This window comes from Pseudomonas abietaniphila, from assembly GCF_900100795.1.
GTDB lineage: Bacteria > Pseudomonadota > Gammaproteobacteria > Pseudomonadales > Pseudomonadaceae > Aquipseudomonas > Aquipseudomonas abietaniphila.
The window spans coordinates 145000-162833 of sequence record NZ_FNCO01000013.1 but is presented as its reverse complement, the minus strand read 5'-3'; the positions used below and the strand labels follow the sequence as shown (position 1 = coordinate 162833).

Sequence of the window (17834 nt, the reverse complement as noted above, 5' to 3'; positions counted from 1 at the left end):
TCACTTACTCAGCAGGAGTCCTCTCATGAACATCTTCATAACCGGCGCCGCAGGTTTTATCGGTGGCTCCATCGCAACCGGCCTGGTCAAGAAAGGTCATCACGTTACCGGGCTGGTGCGCAGCGCCGAGCAGGCGGACGAGCTGGACGCGCTCGGCATCGTCCCGGTCATCGGGACGCTGGATGACACCGCCCTGCTGATCGAGCAAGCCCGTAAAGCCGATGGCGTGATCAACGCCGCCAGCAGCGATCACCGGGGAGCGGTCGAGGCGCTGATCGAGGGGTTGAAGGGCTCGAACAAGCCGTTTCTGCACACCAGCGGTTCGAGCATCGTCGGTGATGCCTCCGGCGGCAAAGGCACCGACGAGGTCTACTACGAAGGCCAGTTGCCCGCTGCGACGCCGGACAAGGCCGCGCGCGTGGCCATTGACGATCTGGTGATCGCCGCAGCCAAAGAAGGCGTGCGTTCGGCGGTGCTGTGCAACACGCTGATTTACGGCCACAGCCTGGGGGTCGATCGTGACAGCGTGCAGCTCCCGCGTCTGGTCAAGCAGGCACGCAAAAGTGGCGTGGTTCGTCACGTCGGCACCGGCGGCAACATCTGGTCCAACGTGCACATCAATGACGTGGTCGAGCTGTATGCGCTGGCCCTGGAAAAGAGTCCGGCGGGCACCTTCTACTTCGTCGAAAGCGGCGAAGCCTCGTTCCTCGACATGAGCAACGCCATTGCAGAGGCTCTGCACCTGGGCAGGGCGCAAGACTGGCCGTTGAAGGATGCCGAAGCGGAGTGGGGTTACGAAATGGCCAATTACGGCCTGGGCTCCAACAGCCGGGTGCGCGGCAAGAACGCTCGCGAGTTGCTGGGCTGGTCGCCCAAGACGACGTCGGTGCTCGACTGGATCAAGCACGACATGCTCAAAGCCTGAGTCGCCAACCTGTAGGAGCACGCATGCCCGCGATCTGCCGCGCAGCGGCAGTAAAAACGGTTGATGCGGTGCGTCAGTGCAACCGGATAAGACGTTTCTACGACTGCTGCGCAGCCGATCGCGGGCAAGCGCGCTCCTACCGTTACGCGCAACGGCGGCCACCTTCGGGTGGCCGTTTGCGTTTACGGGAAGTTTCATCATTAATGAGTGACTGGACCTTTAGTCTCGTCAGCGTTCAGACAGCTTCCATACAGCACGCGCGTACGAAGCTGTCGCCTCCGCTCATTAAGGAAACCCTATGCGAGCCGTGACACTCAAGACCCTCGCCTTGTCGGTCATCTTTGCCGTCAGTTCGCCCGTGTACGCCGTCGTGCTGGAAGGTGGGGCCGTTGCAGCGCCTGACCAGTACGGCGCCGACGTCGCCGCGCAGATCCTGAAAAAAGGCGGCAACGCCGTCGATGCGGCAGTCGCCACAGCGTTCACCCTGGCCGTGACCTATCCCGAAGCCGGCAACATCGGCGGCGGCGGGTTCATGACCCTGTTCATGAAGGGTAAGCCTTACTTTCTCGACTACCGCGAAACCGCACCCAAAGCCGCCAGCCGCACCATGTACCTGGATGAGAAAGGCGACGTGATCCCCGGCATGAGCCTGGTGGGCGCGCGCGCATCCGGGGTGCCCGGCACGGTGATGGGGTTGTGGGAAGCGCATCAGAAGTTTGGCAAGCTGCCGTGGGCCGAGTTGCTGACACCCGCCATCGGCTACGCCAAAAACGGTTTCAAAGTGGCCGACAAGCAATACCTGTATGGCGAAGCCGCGATCAAACAGCTCGAGGGCAAGACCAACTTTGGCGACTACTTCGGCGGGATGAAAGCAGGCGAGACGTTTCGTCAGCCGGAACTGGCCAAGACGCTTGAGCGGATCGCCGACAAGGGCGCGAACGAGTTTTACCAAGGCGAGACAGCCGACCTGCTGGTCGCGCAGATGCAGCACGACAATGGTCTGATTACCCGGCAGGATCTCGCTGACTACAAGGCGGTATGGCGCAAGCCGCTGCGCGTCAACTTCGACGGAAACACCCTCTACACCGCGCCACTCCCCAGCTCGGGCGGTGTGGCTTTGGCGCAGTTGATCGGCATCAAGCAGCAGTTGAGTGACGACTTCAAGGGCGTGCCACTCAACTCTGCGCGTTACATTCACCTGTTGGCGGAAATCGAAAAGCGGGTGTTCGCCGACCGCGCCAACTACTTGGGCGACCCTGACTTTTCACAGGCGCCCGTGAGCCAGTTGACCGACCATGTGTACCTGGTTCAGCGCGCCCATGAGGTTAACCCGAACGCGATTTCTCCCACCGAGCACATTAAACCCGGGCTTGAATCGCACCAGACCACGCACTTTTCCATCGTCGACTCCAAGGGCAACGCGGTCAGCAACACCTACACCCTGAACTGGGATTACGGCAGTGGCGTGGTGGTCAAAGGCGCGGGCTTTTTGATGAACGACGAGATGGACGACTTCAGCGCCAAACCGGGTGTGGCCAATGCGTTTGGCGTGGTGGGCGGCGATGCCAACGCCATCGAGCCGGGCAAGCGCATGTTGTCGTCGATGAGCCCAAGCCTGGTGACACGCGACGGTGCCGTGACGCTGGTGCTGGGAACGCCGGGCGGGTCGCGGATCTTCACCACGGTCTTTCAGGTGCTCAACAACCTTTACGATTTCCACATGCCGTTGAAGGACGCCGTGGCGGCGCAACGTGTTCATCACCAGTTGCTGCCGAAGGACACGATCTTCACCGAGAAATTTGCGCCATTGCCTACGCCGGTGGCCGAAGAGCTGAAGACCATGGGCTACACCCTCAAGGATCAGGGCTGGTCGATGGGCAACGTGCAGGCGATCAAGATTGACGGCACGAAAGTCGAAACGGCGTCGGATCCGCGAGGCAGGGGAGTGGGGAGGGTGGTGCAGTGAAGGGATGACGCTTGCCGCTGTAGGAGCGTGGCTTGTCCCGCGATCGGCGGGGAACCCGTCGTTAATCCGGCATTCGCGGTGCACCTGATGTGGTGGATCTTCAGGTATTGCTGCCGGTTCCCGGCAGATCGCGGGACAAGCCACGCTCCTACAGGTTTTGTCATGATCGTTCCCACGCTCTGCGTGGGAATGCATCCCTGGACGCTCCGCGTCCGCAGCAGGGTGACGCGGGGCGTCACGGTCGGCATTCCCACGCGGAGCGAGGGAACGATCATGGCAGGTTTATTGCGGTGCCAGCGCTTAGTGATGCTCACGCGTCGCACGGAATTTGATGTCCGGCCAGCGTTCTTCCATCAAGGCCAGGTTGACCCGGGTAGGAGCCAGGTAGGTCAGGTGACCACCGCCGTCCACTGCCAGGTTTTCCACCGCCTTGTTCTCGAATTCCTCGAGCTTCTTCTTGTCGCTGCTGTCGATCCAGCGGGCTGACCACACGGTGATCGGCTCGTAGGCGCATTCGACCTTGTACTCTTCCTTCAAGCGACTGGCGACCACATCGAACTGCAGCACACCGACGGCGCCGAGGATGATGTCGTTGCTGCGTGTCGGGAAGAACACCTGCGTGGCGCCTTCTTCGGCCAGCTGTTGCAGACCCTGACGCAATTGCTTGGATTTCAGCGGGTCCTTCAGGCGGACGCGACGGAACAGTTCCGGCGCGAAGTGCGGGATTCCGGTGAAGCCCAGCGCTTCGCCTTCGGTGAAGGTGTCGCCGATCTGGATCGTGCCGTGGTTGTGCAGACCGATGATGTCGCCGGCGTAGGCTTCTTCCAGCTGTTCACGCTCGCTGGAGAAGAACGTCAGCGCATCGCCGATACGCACATCTTTGCCCGTACGGACGTGGCGCATTTTCATGCCCTTGTCGTACTTGCCCGAGCAGATGCGCATGAAGGCGATACGGTCGCGGTGTTTGGGGTCCATGTTCGCCTGGATCTTGAACACGAAGCCTGAGAATTTCTCTTCGACCGGCTCGACGGTGCGCTCGTTGGCAACCCGTGGCAGCGGCAGCGGTGCCCAGTCGACGACCGCGTCCAGCACGTGATCGACACCGAAGTTGCCGAGTGCCGTACCGAAGAACACCGGGGTCAGCTGACCGTCGAGGAACTCCTGCTGATCAAAGGTGTGGCAGGCGCCCTGCACCAGCTCCAGTTGCTCGACGAAACGGTCGTACTCATCGCCCAGGTGGGCGCGGGCCTCGTCGGAGTCCAGATTCTGGATGATCTTGGTTTCGGTGCGCTCATGACCGTGACCGGCGGTGTAGACGATGATGTAGTCGTCGGCCAGGTGATAAACGCCCTTGAAGTCGCGGTAGCAACCGATCGGCCAGGTGATCGGCGCGGCCTTGATCTTCAGGACCGCTTCGATCTCGTCCAGCAGTTCGATCGGGTCGCGGATGTCGCGGTCCAGCTTGTTGATGAAGCTGACAATCGGAGTGTCGCGCAGACGGCAGACGTCCATCAGTGCGATGGTCCGCGGCTCTACGCCTTTACCGCCGTCGAGCACCATCAGCGCCGAGTCCACGGCGGTCAGGGTGCGGTAGGTGTCTTCCGAGAAGTCTTCGTGACCCGGGGTGTCGAGCAGGTTGATCATGTGTTCGCGATACGGGAACTGCATGACCGACGTGGTAATGGAGATACCACGCTGCTTCTCCATTTCCATCCAGTCGGAAGTGGCATGGCGATCGGATTTACGGGATTTGACCGTACCGGCGACGGCAATGGCCTTGCCCATCAGCAGCAGCTTTTCGGTGATGGTGGTCTTACCGGCGTCCGGGTGAGAAATAATGGCGAAAGTGCGGCGTTTCGCGACTTCGGCGGCCTGTCTGGTCATGGGAAATCGCCCGAGAGGTGATTCAAAAAAGGGCCGGGATTATAGCCTAAATGAAGGCGATAACCGAACCGTTCAGTCGATAAAGGGTGGCCAAATAGCATCTCACGTGGGAACCTTTCAGACCGTGGAGACGTCCACTCCCCCGTAACGACACGTTGCAGGGGCTGCAAAATTAGCAAGTTAGCTTGACGAAGCTGCGCTCATGGCTTGTGTTTTCGCCGAGGTTCAACCCTCTCCGGCGACCCACCCGCTGCTCTTCGCGAACGTTCGCAGACTGCCTGACAAGGCCAGCTCCATGCGAGGCGTTCGCCGACTGAAATAAGGAGTCCGCCCGTGGCTAATCGCTATGGCAAGGGGCTAATGGGAGGTGTGATTGTCATCGCACTCCTGGCCCTGCTGGTCCAATGGATCGGCATCAGTACTATCAGGCAGTATCAGGACGATCTGCTTTTTTATCTGCAAGCTCACGTGATGCTGGTGCTGGCATCGATGCTGGCGGCACTGGTGGTCGGAATCCCGACCGGCATTGTTCTGAGCCGACCGAACATGGTTGGCCGCGCCGAACGCTTCATGCAGATCTTCAACATCGGTAACACCGTTCCTCCTCTCGCGGTTCTGGCCATTGCTCTGGGTGTCCTGGGTATTGGCAGCGGACCTGCCATCTTTGCGCTGTTCCTCGCCTCGCTGTTGCCCATCGTGCGCAACACCTACGAAGGCCTCAAAAACGTTCAGGGTTCCCTTAAAGAAGCCGCCACCGGCATCGGCATGACGCCGCGTCAGGTGCTGTGGCGCGTCGAGCTGCCCAATGCCGTGCCGATCATCATCGGTGGCGTTCGGGTTGCCCTGGCGATCAACGTCGGCACCGCGCCGCTCGCCTTCCTGATCGGCGCCAACAGCCTTGGCAGCCTGATCTTCCCTGGCATCGCCCTGAACAATCAGCCGCAACTCGTACTGGGCGCCGCGTGTACCGCGTTGCTGGCCCTGTTCCTCGATGGCGCCGTGACGCTGGCAAGCCGTCTTTGGCTGGAACGTGGCCTCGCTCGTTGAGCGCAGAGAAAGGAATTCGCATGAAGAAGTTATGCACATTGATACTGGGCGCCGGCCTGTTGTTGTCCGGATTTGTCCAGGCGGCCGATGCACCGGCCGAGCGACCGCTGCTGCGCATTGGCGCACGGGTCTTCACCGAGCAGACCATCCTCGCCGAGCTCACCGCGCAATACCTGCGAGACAAGGGGTATCAGGTCCAGATCACCGGCGGCCTGGGGAGTAACCTGGCGCGCAGTGCGCAGGAAAGCGGCCAGCTCGACATGCTTTGGGAGTACACCGGGGTCTCGCTGGTGTCCTACAACCATGTCAACGAAAAGCTCGATAGTGAGCAGACCTATCAGCGGGTGAAAGAACTCGACGCGAAGAAAGGCTTGGTCTGGCTATCGCCGTCCAAGTTCAACAACACCTATGCCTTGGCGCTGCCGGACAAGATCGCCCGCCAGTACCCGCAGATCAACAACATCTCCGAACTGACCACTGTGCTCAAGGATGAGGCCGATAAGGATCATATCGTCGCCCTCGACACTGAGTTCGCCAATCGCTTCGACGGGCTGGTGGGTATGGTCAAGCACTACGACATGAACCTGAGTCGTGAAAACACGCGCCAGATGGACGCCGGTCTGGTGTATACCGCGCTGCGCAACGGTCAGGTGTTCGCCGGGCTCGTCTACACCACCGACGGCCGGCTGAATGCCTTCAAGCTCAAGGTGCTGGACGACGACAAGCACTACTTCCCGGACTACACCGCAGCGCCGGTGATCCGCAAGGAATTCCTGGACAAGCACCCACAACTGGCCGAACAACTCAAGCCGCTGGCGGCCTTGCTGGATAACCAGACGATGATTGATCTGAACGCGCGCGTGGATGTCGATCACGAAAGTCCTACCGTCGTGGCCGCCGACTTCCTGCGCGCGCATCCGATCAACCCTTCCGCTGAAAGCGTGCCGATCAAGCAAACGCCCGTAGAGCAGCAGGAGAAGAAACTATGAGCCTCCTTAGCGCTTTCTCCCATCTGGACTGGAATCAGGTCCTGCACCTGACCCTGCAACACATCACGCTGGTGGGCATCGCAGTGTCGCTGGCCATTCTGGTGGGCGTGCCGTTGGGCGTTTTCATGACGCGCTTTCCGGTGCTCGCCGGCCCCTTGCAGGCCAGTGCCACGGTGCTGCTGACCATCCCGTCGATTGCCTTGTTCGGCCTGCTGCTGCCGTTCTACTCGAAGTTCGGCCAAGGCCTGGGCCCGATGCCGGCGATCACGGCCGTGTTCCTTTATTCACTGTTGCCCATCATGCGCAACACCTACCTGGCGCTGACGGGTGTCGAGCCGGGCATTCGTGAAGCCGCGAAAGGCATCGGCATGACCTTCGGTCAGCGCCTGCGCATGGTCGAGCTACCGATTGCCGTGCCCGTGATTCTCGCCGGTGTGCGCACCGCCGTGGTCATGAACATCGGCGTCATGACCATCGCGGCCACCATCGGTGCCGGTGGCCTTGGCGTACTCATCCTCGCTTCCATCAGCCGCAGCGACATGTCGATGCTCATCGTCGGCGCCGTACTGGTCAGCATTCTGGCCATCTTCGCTGACCTGCTTCTGCAATGGCTGCAACGCTCGCTGACTCCAAAAGGATTGCTCAAATGACTGTCAAAACCATGATCGAACTTCAAAACCTATCCAAAACCTTCCAGAGCAACGGCAAGGAAGTGAAGGCTGTCGATTCCGTGAGCCTGACCGTCAACGAAGGCGAGATCTGCGTCTTCCTCGGCCCGTCGGGCTGCGGCAAAAGTACGACGCTGAAAATGATCAACCGCCTCATCATGCCAACCTCCGGCAAGGTGCTGATCAACGGCGAAGACACCACTCAGCTCGATGAAGTGACCTTGCGTCGCAACATTGGCTACGTGATCCAGCAGATCGGCTTGTTCCCGAACATGACCATCGAAGAAAACATCGTGGTCGTACCCAAACTGCTGGGCTGGGACAAGCAGAAGTGCCACGACCGTGCCCGCGAACTGATGAGCATGATCAAGCTTGAGCCCAAGCAGTACCTGCACCGTTACCCGCGTGAACTGTCGGGTGGTCAGCAACAGCGGATCGGCGTGATTCGCGCATTGGCGGCCGATGCGCCGTTGTTGCTGATGGACGAACCGTTCGGCGCGGTCGACCCGATCAACCGCGAGATGATCCAGAACGAGTTTTTCGAGATGCAGCGCGCGCTGAACAAGACCGTGATCATGGTCAGCCACGACATCGACGAAGCCATCAAACTGGGCGACAAGATCGCGATCTTCCGCGCGGGTAAACTGCTGCAGATCGATCACCCGGACACCTTGCTGGCTCACCCGGCCGACGACTTCGTCAGCAACTTCGTCGGTCAGGACAGCACCCTCAAGCGCCTGCTGCTGGTGAAAGCTGAAGATGCGGCGGATAACGCGCCTTCCGTCAGCCCGGAAACGCCGGTCGCCGATGCGCTGGAGATCATGGACGAACAGGACCGCCGCTACGTGGTGGTCACCGACGGCGACAACAAGGCCATGGGCTACGTGCGCCGCCGCGACCTGCATCGCCAGAGCGGTACATGCGAGCAATACCTGCGTCCGTTCAACGCCACTGCGGCATATGACGAGCACCTGCGCATCCTGTTGTCGCGCATGTACGAGTTCAACCGTTCATGGCTGCCGGTGCTGGATGCCGAGAACGTGTTCCTGGGTGAAGTGACGCAAGAGTCTATTGCGGCCTACCTGAGTTCGGGCCAGTCACGGGGCAAGAAGACCAGCATCGTTTCGCCAGCGGAAGTGGCAGAGCAGGTGGCATCGGTTTGAGGTAAGGGATCAGGTGCGTTACTCGCGCCTGACCTGACGCCCTCGCGAATGAATTCGCTCCCACAGTAGGAATGCATGTTTTCTGTGGGAGCGAATTCATTCGCGAACGATGTCGCAAGGCACCTCTTTTTACCGGTCGGGTACCGAACGGGAGATAGAAGGTATCGCCTGCTTCGGCGAGCCAGGGGAACATCGTCCTGTCACATCGGTCGGTTACTACAGGGTGATGAAACAAACGCGAATGCCCGTCTGGCAAAAACGGGCAGAAAAGCGACATTTTTTGTTGATCTTGAACCCCTCAAGTCCTAAAGTTCGCGCCGAACGTCCATGCTGGAAACGATCCATCCGGCTCAAGTACTGACGACGAGACAGCAAGGCCAACCGGGGAGGTGCACCGGATGGCCTTTTTGCTTTCGGCGAGCAGCCTTGGGAAGTAGGCGAACCAAAGTGGGGATACGGAGGACGTTCAAGAGGGCAAGGCCCTGACACCCATTGTTTTTTACCGTTTGCCAACAGGAGTCCCCCGCATGTCGATTCAGGTCGAAGACTATTTCGAGAAAAGCACCTTCGAAAAAATGAAGGCGTTTGCCGACAAGCAAGAAACCCCGTTCGTGCTCATCGACACCGCGATGATCAGCCAGGCCTATGACGACCTGCGCGCCGGTTTCGAATTTGCCAAGGTTTACTACGCGGTCAAGGCCAACCCTGCCGTCGAAATCATCGACCTTCTGAAAGAGAAAGGCTCGAGCTTCGACATCGCCTCGATCTACGAGCTGGACAAAGTGATGGACCGTGGCGTTGGCCCGGATCGCATCAGCTACGGCAACACCATCAAGAAGTCCAAGGACATTCGCTACTTCTACGAGAAGGGCGTGCGTCTGTACGCGACCGACTCCGAAGCCGACCTGCGCAACATTGCCAAGGCCGCTCCGGGCTCGAAAGTCTACGTGCGCATCCTCACCGAAGGCTCGACCACGGCCGACTGGCCTTTGTCGCGCAAATTCGGTTGCCAGACCGACATGGCCATGGACCTGCTGATCCTGGCCCGTGACTTGGGTCTGGTGCCTTACGGCATCTCGTTCCACGTGGGTTCGCAGCAGCGCGACATCAGCGTGTGGGACGCCGCGATTGCCAAAGTGAAGGTCATCTTCGAACGTCTGAAAGAAGAAGACGGCATCGAGCTCAAGCTGATCAACATGGGTGGCGGCTTCCCGGCCAACTACATCACCCGTACCAACAGCCTGGAAACCTACGCTGAAGAAATCATCCGCTTCCTCAAAGAAGACTTCGGCGATGATCTGCCGGAAATCATTCTGGAGCCAGGCCGTTCGTTGATCGCCAACGCCGGTATTCTGGTCAGCGAAGTGGTGCTGGTTGCGCGCAAATCGCGTACCGCGGTCGAGCGCTGGGTGTACACCGACGTGGGCAAGTTCTCCGGCCTGATCGAAACCATGGACGAAGCCATCAAGTTCCCGATCTGGACCGAGAAGAAAGGCGAAGTCGAAGAAGTCGTGATCGCTGGTCCAACCTGCGACAGCGCCGACATCATGTACGAGAACTACAAGTACGGCCTGCCGCTCAACCTGGCCATCGGTGATCGCCTGTACTGGCTGTCGACCGGCGCGTATACCACCAGCTATAGCGCTGTGGAGTTCAACGGCTTCCCGCCATTGAAGTCCTTCTACATCTAAGTGTGATGCCGCAACGCAAAAAGCCCGCGAGTGATCGCGGGTTTTTTTGTGCCCGGAATATCAGTGCCGCGCCGTTAGCTCGGCCTCATTCAGGGAAGGGATGGCAAGTTCCACCATCAACTGGAAATCGGCCCTGGAGATTGTGGAAAACAGCGTGCTGAACTCCCTCAAAGCAGTGCTCTGCATGCTCACCAAACGCGTGAATCCTTCACTCAGTTGCTCGGTGGCTTGAATCAGACTCTGCTGCTGTTGGGCGATTAGCGTGATCTCGGCGTTAAGGGCAGCGGTATTCGTATCGCCCTGGTTCTGATCGGGTTTATTTTTGCGGATGTACGTTTCAAGGGCGCCGCGCATGAAGTCCATGAAACGCGGCAGGATTTCCCGATTGTTCTGATGCAGTTGATTGAGAGTACCTGCGGCGCTTTCGAACGTCATATAGGTCTGCGACACCCTGGTTTTCATCTGCTGAGCAAATGGCCAGGCAGGTCCTACCGTGAGGACCAACAGCTTGCCCTCCAGCAAAAAAGGCTGTTTGCGCAAGTCGAGGCTTGAAAGAGGGGCTCTACGTTCTGCGGCAGGCATGGACGCAAGCGTGGCTTCAAAGATGGCATTGAACTGACGGATATCAGTATTCAGCCGTTGCTGATCATGGAAAGCGCGAGGGTAAATTGGGGAGAGGTCGGGCCACTGTGTCAGCCGGTTACTTGCGAGCCAAAGCGTCTCGTTGAGTGCCGGTTGATAAACCGTCAAAAACCGCGGGTCAGTGGCGATCCCCAACCGCTTTATTATCCGATCCGCTTGCTGCGGCAAATTAACGAGCGTCGTACGATATTGATAGAGCACATCGAACTGTCGGAAAGAAATGAGTGCGTCCTGCATGGTGATGGTTTCCATGTGCACCGGCGACAACGACGGTCCCTTGGACCGCCATTGTCCGGGTCATGAGCTTGGCGTTTAACGCACGGTCTCAAGGTAGCTGATCAGCGCCTGCGCTGTGTTGACGAAGCGGCTTTCCTTGTCATCATGATCTGCATTTTCGTTCGAGACCAACCGGTCGAATTGTTCGACGGAGTGCTTCACTTTTACCAGTTCATGGGTGACTGAAATGTACTCGGCATACAGGTTGAGAACCGAGTCAACCAGCACGATTTTGTGTCCGCTTTCCGTTTGCTTTTCTTCTACGCGACCACGCACCTCTGTCTCGACTTTAATCTTGGCGATGACACGTTCCCGCTCCTTGTACATCTCCAGATAGTTGAGATTTCGCCCAATGCCTTCCAGCACCTTTTGCATGTGCGCAATGGCAAGCTTGACCAGCTCTGCTTCTGGCGGACTCACACCCAGGTTGTTCACGCTTTCTGCGGACAGCAATGCGTCTTTGGCGATATCGGTAACCCGGTTTTTTCCAGCGGTAGCATGCCGTCGGTGAGCGTCTTACGCTCGATTTCAAGGGTTGCCATCCGGCTGTCGATCGCCGTGATCTCGTCATCGAAGCCTTGGGCGTCAGCTTTCAGCCCCGGTGTATAGGAGATGAGCTGTTCGGTGTTCAGCGTGAGGCCCTCTAGCTCGGACACCTGTTTTAGCAGCAGGCCGAGATAGTCCTTGTATTTTTTCTCCGCCGTACCTAGTTCGAGCTCACGGAGGTGCAGGTTATCGTCCTGATCCTCACTGTCCGTCAACTGAGGGTATTCACTGCGCAGTTTATTGAGCTGCTTCAGCGACCTGGTCAGGTGGATAATCACTGTCTCCGTGTGGCTGCGAATGTTCGTGCGGCCGAGGGAAGCCGTCTTGTACAGTTTTGCCCATTGGGTCTGAACGCCAGGAAGAAACGAGGTAACACTGAACGCATACCGGGCAGCCGCGTCCAGTTTGATCATCTGGGCCAAGCTGTTGTTCAACTGCGAAGCATCGGGATAGGAGAATTCGATTTCACTGTGGATGTTATAAATATTCATGATGTAGTCACTGATTAATTAATAAGATTTTTTGAGGTCTTTGGCCATCTCTGCATCGGCCTCTGCGAAGACGCTCAACAGTTGATCGGCCTCTTCGGCAATCAGCTTCCAGGGGGCAACGACTTGTTCGAAGTGGTAGACAAACAGAGTGGCTCGCATGGCATCGTCAATGCGTTCCGACTCTTCCCTGGATTGCAAGGCGTAGGTGTGAAGTTTGTTCCAGAGCGTGATCAGGTTCTTGGTGGCGCAGTCTGCTTCGATGGTCAGCATTTCCAGATCTTGCAAATCGGCTTTGATATAGCCCAAACGACCGAGGATGATGTCCATTTCGTACATATCATTGATCTTCTGGTCGCGCTTGTTTTTGAGATCATTTCGCTCTTTGCGGATTTTCTCCGCCTCGACCCCGAAGTAGATCGCCATGCCCAGGCCTACAACATTCAGGCCTGCCGCAGACTCCAGCGATGACATGACGGTTTTCTTGTAGGCGGCACTCTTTTCGTCGATTTCCTTATTGAGGTTATCGATTTCCTTCTGAAGTTTTACAATGTTCGCCTTGAGCGGAGAGTTCTCGATGGCTACTAACTGAAGCGCAATCGCGGGACGAACCTCATTCGACAGGTCGTCGCCGTAGTTCGCCAGATCATCTTTCAACTGTCTGGTACGCGCTTCATGATCGGTAACTTTGGCAATGATCCTGTCCAGCAGGTAGCCGAAGTCGATCGCTGCGTCTGCGTCGTCTGCATCGAATTCGATGCCTGGAAACGCGTCGCCCATTTCGATCTGAACACGTTTCAGATCTTCCAGCGTCTTGATGCCCAGCTGACGTAATGTCTGGGCGCTTTTAATGTCGGCAATAATGCTCTGGAAAGAATCGCCATACGTCAGCATCTGCGCAGCAAAGACTTTGAGCTCTCCACTCACATTTTTTACGCGGTGTTGTAGAGGGTTCCAGCGCAGTGCGTGATTGCGAACGACGGTAAAGCACCGTGCAAAATCGGCAGGCGCCAATCCCGGGCCAGCGATGGTGTTGCTGCCATACCCCAGGTAAGCAATAACCTTGCTGATCTCAGTGGGCAAGTTCAGCGCTTTCTTTTCATAACGATGAAGATCAATGATCTGATCTTTTGTGAGGATCAAACCTTTGGGACGGACACTGTTTTCCAATGTTCCCAAAGACGCTTGCATCAGCGTCTCTGACGCCGTGACGGTCTCTTCTATTGCGTCGGGCTGGGTAGAATTATTCATGTTCAGCTATCCTGTCTGAGTCATTAACAAGCCTTCCTGGCTTGGTGTAAAGCATGCGATTTAACAACGAGTGAGTTGTTATTAAGAAGAGTAGGGCGGGGCGTTAAAGCGTGTCAAAGGTAGAGTCTGGTCCGGATATTTCAATGTTTCAATACAACACGCTTCGCCGGCGTGTGCTGGCCTGCGCAGAAGTAACAGCCTGTGTATCTATCAGGCTGTGGTCTTCAAGATTTCGTTCAGGGCCATCTGATCCTGCCTATCACCGATTATCGACGCTTGGTGGTAATACTCGATTGCTAGCGCACGGATTTCCGGTTGAGCGGCCGACATTAGCGTTTCACGGCTCACTCGCAGAAAATTAAGGTTGCCGATGCGTAACGCGGTTCGAAGCCAGGTGATGGCCTCTTCAATATGCCCTTGTTCGGCCAGAACGGCAGCGTGGCTGAACTGGCCTCGGAAATCGCCACCTTCTGCCGAGCGTCGGTACCAGTCGTGCGCTGCGGGCAAATTCTGCTCACAGTACAGGCCTTCCTCCAGGTATCGCCCCAGCAGATTCATCGATTTCGCATGGCCCATGTGCGCTGCCTTGCGGTAACAGGCCAAAGCCCGCGCTTGATCCTTGTTCACGCCGCGACCGGTCGCCAGCAGGTTTGCGTAGTTATAAAAGCCCCAGTCGAGTTCGGCTTCGGCCGCCTGTCGATAGCACTCGGCAGCCTTGACGACGTCGGGTTCGCAACCCCATCCGTGTTCGTGGCAACGTCCTGCCATGTTGATCGCCATGGCGTGGCCGCCGCGGGCGGCGATCTGGAACCAGGTCAGCGCCAGGGCGGCGTCCTGTTCGATGCCGCTGCCATCAAGCAGGATCTGCCCGAGCAAGGCTTGCGCATCGGGCATGTTCTGCTGAGCGGCGATGAGGATCGCGCGCGCTGCGCTGGCAGGGTTGTCCTGCAGCATCGCGCGCAGTTGTTGGCCATCGAGTACTTCCTGACGTCGTAGATTCCAGCTCATCAATCAGACCTCGACCCACTGGCGCAGCAGGTTGTGATAGGTGCCGGTGAGTTGGATCAGCGACGGATGATCGGGCACGTCGCGGCTCAGTTGCTGAATCGCGGTGTCCATCTCGAACAACAGCGTGCGATGGCCGTCGTCGCGCACCAGGCTCTGGGTCCAGAAGAACGAGGCGTAACGTGCGCCCCGCGTCACGGGATTGACCTTGTGCAGGCTGGTCGCGGGGTAGAGGAGCAGGTCACCTGCGGGCAGCTTGACCTGTCGAGTACCGAAGGTGTCCTGAATCACCAGTTCGCCGCCGTCGTAATCGTCCGGGTCGCTGAAGAACAATGTCGAGGACAGGTCGGTGCGCACGCGTTCGACACTGCCCTTGGCCTGCCGTACCGAATTGTCGATGTGAAAATCGAAACTGCCACCGCCGGTGTAACAGTTCACCAACGGCGGAAACACTTTGTGCGGCAGCGCGGCCGACATGAACAACGGGTTATGCCACAGCCGTTCGAGCATTGCCGCGCCGATCTCTTTGGCCAGCGGATGACCTTCGGGCAGTTGCAAGTTGTGCTTGGCTTTTGCCGACTGGTGGCCGGCGGTGATCTTGCCGTCCGCCCACTCGGTCTGCTCCAGGGCTTCGCGGATGCGCTGCACTTCCTCACGGGTAAACAAGCCAGGAATGTGTAAGAGCATGGCGTCGCCACTCAGAATCGAAAAGGTAGCGAATGGTAGTGATTCTTATTGGCTGTGTAAAACCCTGCGGGCGCGCGTAGACGGACGAGTGTGAAAAAGCCGTAAAGGGAAAACGTAAAGAATGTAAGTTTTATGCGAATACAAATGATTCACAACTATATTCCGCGGCCTCAACATTCCTTGGGGAAGGAAAATGTCGCGCCAATCACAATCAACATCCGTATCGTCTCAGCGCTCGATCGCAGGCGCAGTGGGCGTCGCCATTGCTGCGATGTCTGCCGCGCATATGGCTCAAGCCGCAGAGGCCACCCAGGACAAAGCGCTGAACCTCGGGGCCACCACCATCGATGGTGAGCAGGACACTGGTTACAAGACTGAAGAGTCCGCTTCGAAGAAGTACACCGCTCCGCTGCGTGAGACGCCAAAAAGCGTTACGGTGATTCCACAACAAGTGATTCGCGATACGGCTGCGACCAGTCTGGCTGATGCATTGCGCACGACCCCAGGCATCACATTTGGCGCAGGCGAGGGTGGCAACCCGAATGCAGACCGCCCGATCATTCGTGGTTTCAACGCCGAAAGCGACGTGTTCATCGATGGCATGCGCGACGTTGCCGCTCAGAGCCGCGAGATTTTCAACGTTGAGTCCGTTGAAGTAAGCAAGGGGCCGGGCTCTGCGTTCACGGGTGCCGGTTCGACCGGTGGCAGTCTGAACCTGGTCACCAAGGGCGCTCATCTGGGTGATGCCTACAATGGGGGTTATACCTTCGGCTCTGACCAGACCCAGCGCTATACGCTGGACGTCAACCAGCAGATGACCGACACCTCCGCGGTACGCCTGAACCTCATGAAGCACGACGCCAACGTGGCGGGGCGTAACGACGTAGATGTGAGCCGTTGGGGCTTTGCGCCGTCCTTCGCCTTCGGTCTGGGCACCGACACCCGAGTGAAAGTGGATTACTACCACCTCACCACCGATGACATGCCTGACTACAGTATTCCGCTGACCAACACCACTGGTCGCAGCAAATATGTCGTCGACAAACCGGCTCACGTCAATGAGAACAATTTTTACGGCCTGACCGACCGCGACTACCGCAAGAGCGTGAACGACAGCGGTACTTTTCGGATCGAACATGACCTGAACGACAGCCTGACCCTTTCAAACAGCTTCCGCATGTCGCGTTCGACGCTGGATTACATCGTCACCAACCCGGATGACAGTCGTGGCAACGTTGCTAATGGCCTGGTGTCGCGTTCGGCTAAAAGCCGTAACTCCACTTCCAGCGGCTTCGTCAACCAGACCGACCTTCAGGCTAAATTCAACACCGGCTTTGTCGAGCACAGCCTGGTCACAGGTTTCGAATTCTCCTATCAGGACACGCACAATCGAGGCTATAACGTTCTAACCGCAACGGGCGGCACCATTGGCTCAACCTGCAATGCTGCCTTGTTGAGGTCCGGTGATTGCACAAGCCTCTACGACCCTACGCCAAAAGATGCCTGGAACGGCACCATAACCGATAGTCTGGCTTACACGGATACCGACACCAAGACCAGCGCGGCCTACGTGTTCGACACGCTGAAATTCAATGATCAGTGGTCGTTGAACCTTGGCTTGCGCTATGACGATTACGACGTGACGTCGAGCGGGTACAGCACGGGTGGACGTGGCTCGGTGGCCGGGACGTTCAGGCGTGAGAACACCAGCCAGCTCTGGAACTACCAGGTGGGCCTCACCTACAAACCGCTACCTAATGGCAGTATCTACGCGGCGTGGTCAACGTCGAGCAACCCGTCAGGCGAAACCAGTGGCAACGGTGGTCTGGAACTGGCGGCGAACAATACCGATCTTGATCCAGAAAAGAACCGCAACTATGAGATCGGCACCAAGTGGGACTTCTTCGACGACAACCTGTCGCTGACTGCAGCGCTGTTCCGTACCGAAAAGACCAATGCCCGGATCACGGATCCTGACAACGCGACCTTCCAGGTACTCGATGGTGAGCAGCGCGTCGACGGTCTTGAGTTGACTTACAGTGGCAACATCACCAGCAAGTGGAAGGTGTACGGCGGTTACACGTACATGGAGAGCGAAATCGTTAAGGCCAGCAGTGCCGCCGACGAAGGCAACCATATGCCTAGCACGCCGCGTAACAACTTCAATTTCTGGTCCACCTACGAACTGACGCCCAAGCTGACGGTAGGCGGTGGCGCCACCTTCGTCGATTCACGTTTCGGTAACGAGGCCAACTCGGTGGAGGTGCCGTCCTACTGGCGTTATGACGCTATGGCGACCTACGCATTGACCAAGAATGTTGACCTGCAACTTAACGTGCAGAACCTGACTGACAAGCGTTACTACGATCAAGTGTTCACCACTCACTATGCGCATATGGCCGCTGGCCGCACTGCTCTTATGAGCGCCAGCTTCCACTTCTAACCGCACGAGGAACAACTGAGCCCCGCTTGCTTTGGTAAGTGGGGCTTTTTGTGTGAAGGGCCGTCAGGTGCCACCGCCTTCGGTGTGTCGGATCTGAGACCGAATACAGAATCATATACGGATGAGAATAACTGTTGTTTGTGCGCATAATGCGCGTCGCTAC

The 17834-nt window shown here is 57.8% G+C and carries 15 protein-coding genes; 8 read left to right on the top strand and 7 right to left on the bottom strand.

Annotation, left to right across the window (positions count from 1 at the left end):
* Positions 1–25: 25 nt before the first annotated feature.
* Together BLS87_RS23295 and ggt are read left to right on the top strand one after the other, a co-directional pair.
* Positions 26–925, top strand: a complete 900-nt coding sequence (locus tag BLS87_RS23295; protein ID WP_074756092.1) for an NAD-dependent epimerase/dehydratase family protein — start codon at positions 26–28, stop codon at positions 923–925.
* Positions 926–1223: 298 nt separating this feature from the next.
* The gene (ggt, locus tag BLS87_RS23290) at positions 1224–2891 is read left to right on the top strand and encodes a gamma-glutamyltransferase (RefSeq protein WP_074756090.1); all 1668 of its coding nucleotides are present in this window, start codon (positions 1224–1226) and stop codon (positions 2889–2891) included.
* Between the two features lie 300 nt (positions 2892–3191).
* On the opposite strand, the gene BLS87_RS23285 is transcribed toward ggt, so the two are convergent.
* Positions 3192–4775 (bottom strand): peptide chain release factor 3, encoded by a 1584-nt coding sequence (locus BLS87_RS23285; protein ID WP_074756089.1) that lies wholly within the window; start codon positions 4773–4775, stop codon positions 3192–3194.
* Between the two features lie 333 nt (positions 4776–5108).
* On the opposite strand from BLS87_RS23285, the gene BLS87_RS23275 reads away from it, so the two are divergent.
* The 5 genes from BLS87_RS23275 to BLS87_RS23255 all read left to right on the top strand — a co-directional run bounded on the left by BLS87_RS23275 (position 5109) and on the right by BLS87_RS23255 (position 10333).
* Positions 5109–5822 (top strand): ABC transporter permease, encoded by a 714-nt coding sequence (locus tag BLS87_RS23275; RefSeq protein ID WP_074756088.1) that lies wholly within the window; start codon positions 5109–5111, stop codon positions 5820–5822.
* Positions 5823–5842: 20 nt separating this feature from the next.
* A complete protein-coding gene (locus BLS87_RS23270; protein WP_083370743.1) occupies positions 5843–6811 on the top strand; it encodes a glycine betaine ABC transporter substrate-binding protein in 969 nt (322 codons plus the stop codon).
* Positions 6808–7461, top strand: a complete 654-nt coding sequence (locus BLS87_RS23265; protein WP_074756086.1) for an ABC transporter permease — start codon at positions 6808–6810, stop codon at positions 7459–7461. The genes BLS87_RS23270 and BLS87_RS23265 overlap by 4 nt, the downstream gene beginning before the upstream one ends.
* 11 nt (positions 7462–7472) lie before the next feature.
* Complete coding sequence (locus tag BLS87_RS23260; protein WP_074756165.1) at positions 7473–8642, top strand: osmoprotectant ABC transporter ATP-binding protein OsmV; 1170 nt, start codon at positions 7473–7475, stop codon at positions 8640–8642.
* 527 nt (positions 8643–9169) lie between these two features.
* Entirely contained in the window at positions 9170–10333 is a 1164-nt protein-coding gene (locus BLS87_RS23255; RefSeq protein WP_074756084.1) for a type III PLP-dependent enzyme, read from the top strand.
* 60 nt (positions 10334–10393) lie between these two features.
* On the opposite strand, the gene BLS87_RS23250 is transcribed toward BLS87_RS23255, so the two are convergent.
* The 6 genes from BLS87_RS23250 to BLS87_RS23225 form a co-directional block, all read right to left on the bottom strand.
* On the bottom strand, positions 10394–11227 hold the full coding sequence (locus tag BLS87_RS23250) for a hypothetical protein (protein ID WP_143024463.1): 834 nt from the start codon (positions 11225–11227) through the stop codon (positions 10394–10396).
* Positions 11228–11287: 60 nt separating this feature from the next.
* Positions 11288–11686, bottom strand: coding sequence for an alpha-xenorhabdolysin family binary toxin subunit B (locus BLS87_RS23245; RefSeq protein ID WP_143024462.1), 399 nt, complete (start codon positions 11684–11686; stop codon positions 11288–11290).
* Complete coding sequence (locus BLS87_RS23240; RefSeq protein WP_143024461.1) at positions 11683–12219, bottom strand: hypothetical protein; 537 nt, start codon at positions 12217–12219, stop codon at positions 11683–11685. Before BLS87_RS23240 ends, BLS87_RS23245 begins: the two co-directional genes overlap by 4 nt.
* Before the next feature lie 87 nt (positions 12220–12306).
* Positions 12307–13536 carry an alpha-xenorhabdolysin family binary toxin subunit A gene (locus BLS87_RS23235; protein WP_074756076.1) on the bottom strand — a complete coding sequence of 410 codons (1230 nt, stop codon included), beginning with the start codon at positions 13534–13536 and terminating at the stop codon, positions 12307–12309.
* A gap of 210 nt (positions 13537–13746) precedes the next feature.
* On the bottom strand, positions 13747–14544 hold the full coding sequence (locus tag BLS87_RS23230) for a tetratricopeptide repeat protein (protein ID WP_074756074.1): 798 nt from the start codon (positions 14542–14544) through the stop codon (positions 13747–13749).
* Between the two features lie 3 nt (positions 14545–14547).
* A complete protein-coding gene (locus BLS87_RS23225; protein ID WP_074756072.1) occupies positions 14548–15228 on the bottom strand; it encodes a Fe2+-dependent dioxygenase in 681 nt (226 codons plus the stop codon).
* A 193-nt stretch (positions 15229–15421) separates the two neighbouring features.
* Here BLS87_RS23225 and BLS87_RS23220 point away from each other — a divergent pair, with 193 nt between their 5' ends.
* Positions 15422–17671, top strand: coding sequence for a TonB-dependent receptor (locus tag BLS87_RS23220; protein WP_074756070.1), 2250 nt, complete (start codon positions 15422–15424; stop codon positions 17669–17671).
* Positions 17672–17834 lie beyond the last annotated feature (163 nt).

Bases quoted from the DNA above. Each gene is read 5' to 3' on its own strand.
- BLS87_RS23295 (WP_074756092.1), top strand. From the start codon at position 26: ATGAACATCTTCATAACCGGCGCCGCAGGTTTTATCGGTGGCTCCATC.
- ggt (WP_074756090.1), top strand. From the start codon at position 1,224: ATGCGAGCCGTGACACTCAAGACCCTCGCCTTGTCGGTCATCTTTGCC.
- BLS87_RS23285 (WP_074756089.1), bottom strand. From the start codon at position 4,775: ATGACCAGACAGGCCGCCGAAGTCGCGAAACGCCGCACTTTCGCCATT.
- BLS87_RS23270 (WP_083370743.1), top strand. From the start codon at position 5,843: ATGAAGAAGTTATGCACATTGATACTGGGCGCCGGCCTGTTGTTGTCC.
- BLS87_RS23265 (WP_074756086.1), top strand. From the start codon at position 6,808: ATGAGCCTCCTTAGCGCTTTCTCCCATCTGGACTGGAATCAGGTCCTG.
- BLS87_RS23260 (WP_074756165.1), top strand. From the start codon at position 7,473: ATGATCGAACTTCAAAACCTATCCAAAACCTTCCAGAGCAACGGCAAG.
- BLS87_RS23255 (WP_074756084.1), top strand. From the start codon at position 9,170: ATGTCGATTCAGGTCGAAGACTATTTCGAGAAAAGCACCTTCGAAAAA.
- BLS87_RS23250 (WP_143024463.1), bottom strand. From the start codon at position 11,227: ATGGAAACCATCACCATGCAGGACGCACTCATTTCTTTCCGACAGTTC.
- BLS87_RS23235 (WP_074756076.1), bottom strand. From the start codon at position 13,536: ATGAATAATTCTACCCAGCCCGACGCAATAGAAGAGACCGTCACGGCG.
- BLS87_RS23230 (WP_074756074.1), bottom strand. From the start codon at position 14,544: ATGAGCTGGAATCTACGACGTCAGGAAGTACTCGATGGCCAACAACTG.
- BLS87_RS23225 (WP_074756072.1), bottom strand. From the start codon at position 15,228: ATGCTCTTACACATTCCTGGCTTGTTTACCCGTGAGGAAGTGCAGCGC.
- BLS87_RS23220 (WP_074756070.1), top strand. From the start codon at position 15,422: ATGTCGCGCCAATCACAATCAACATCCGTATCGTCTCAGCGCTCGATC.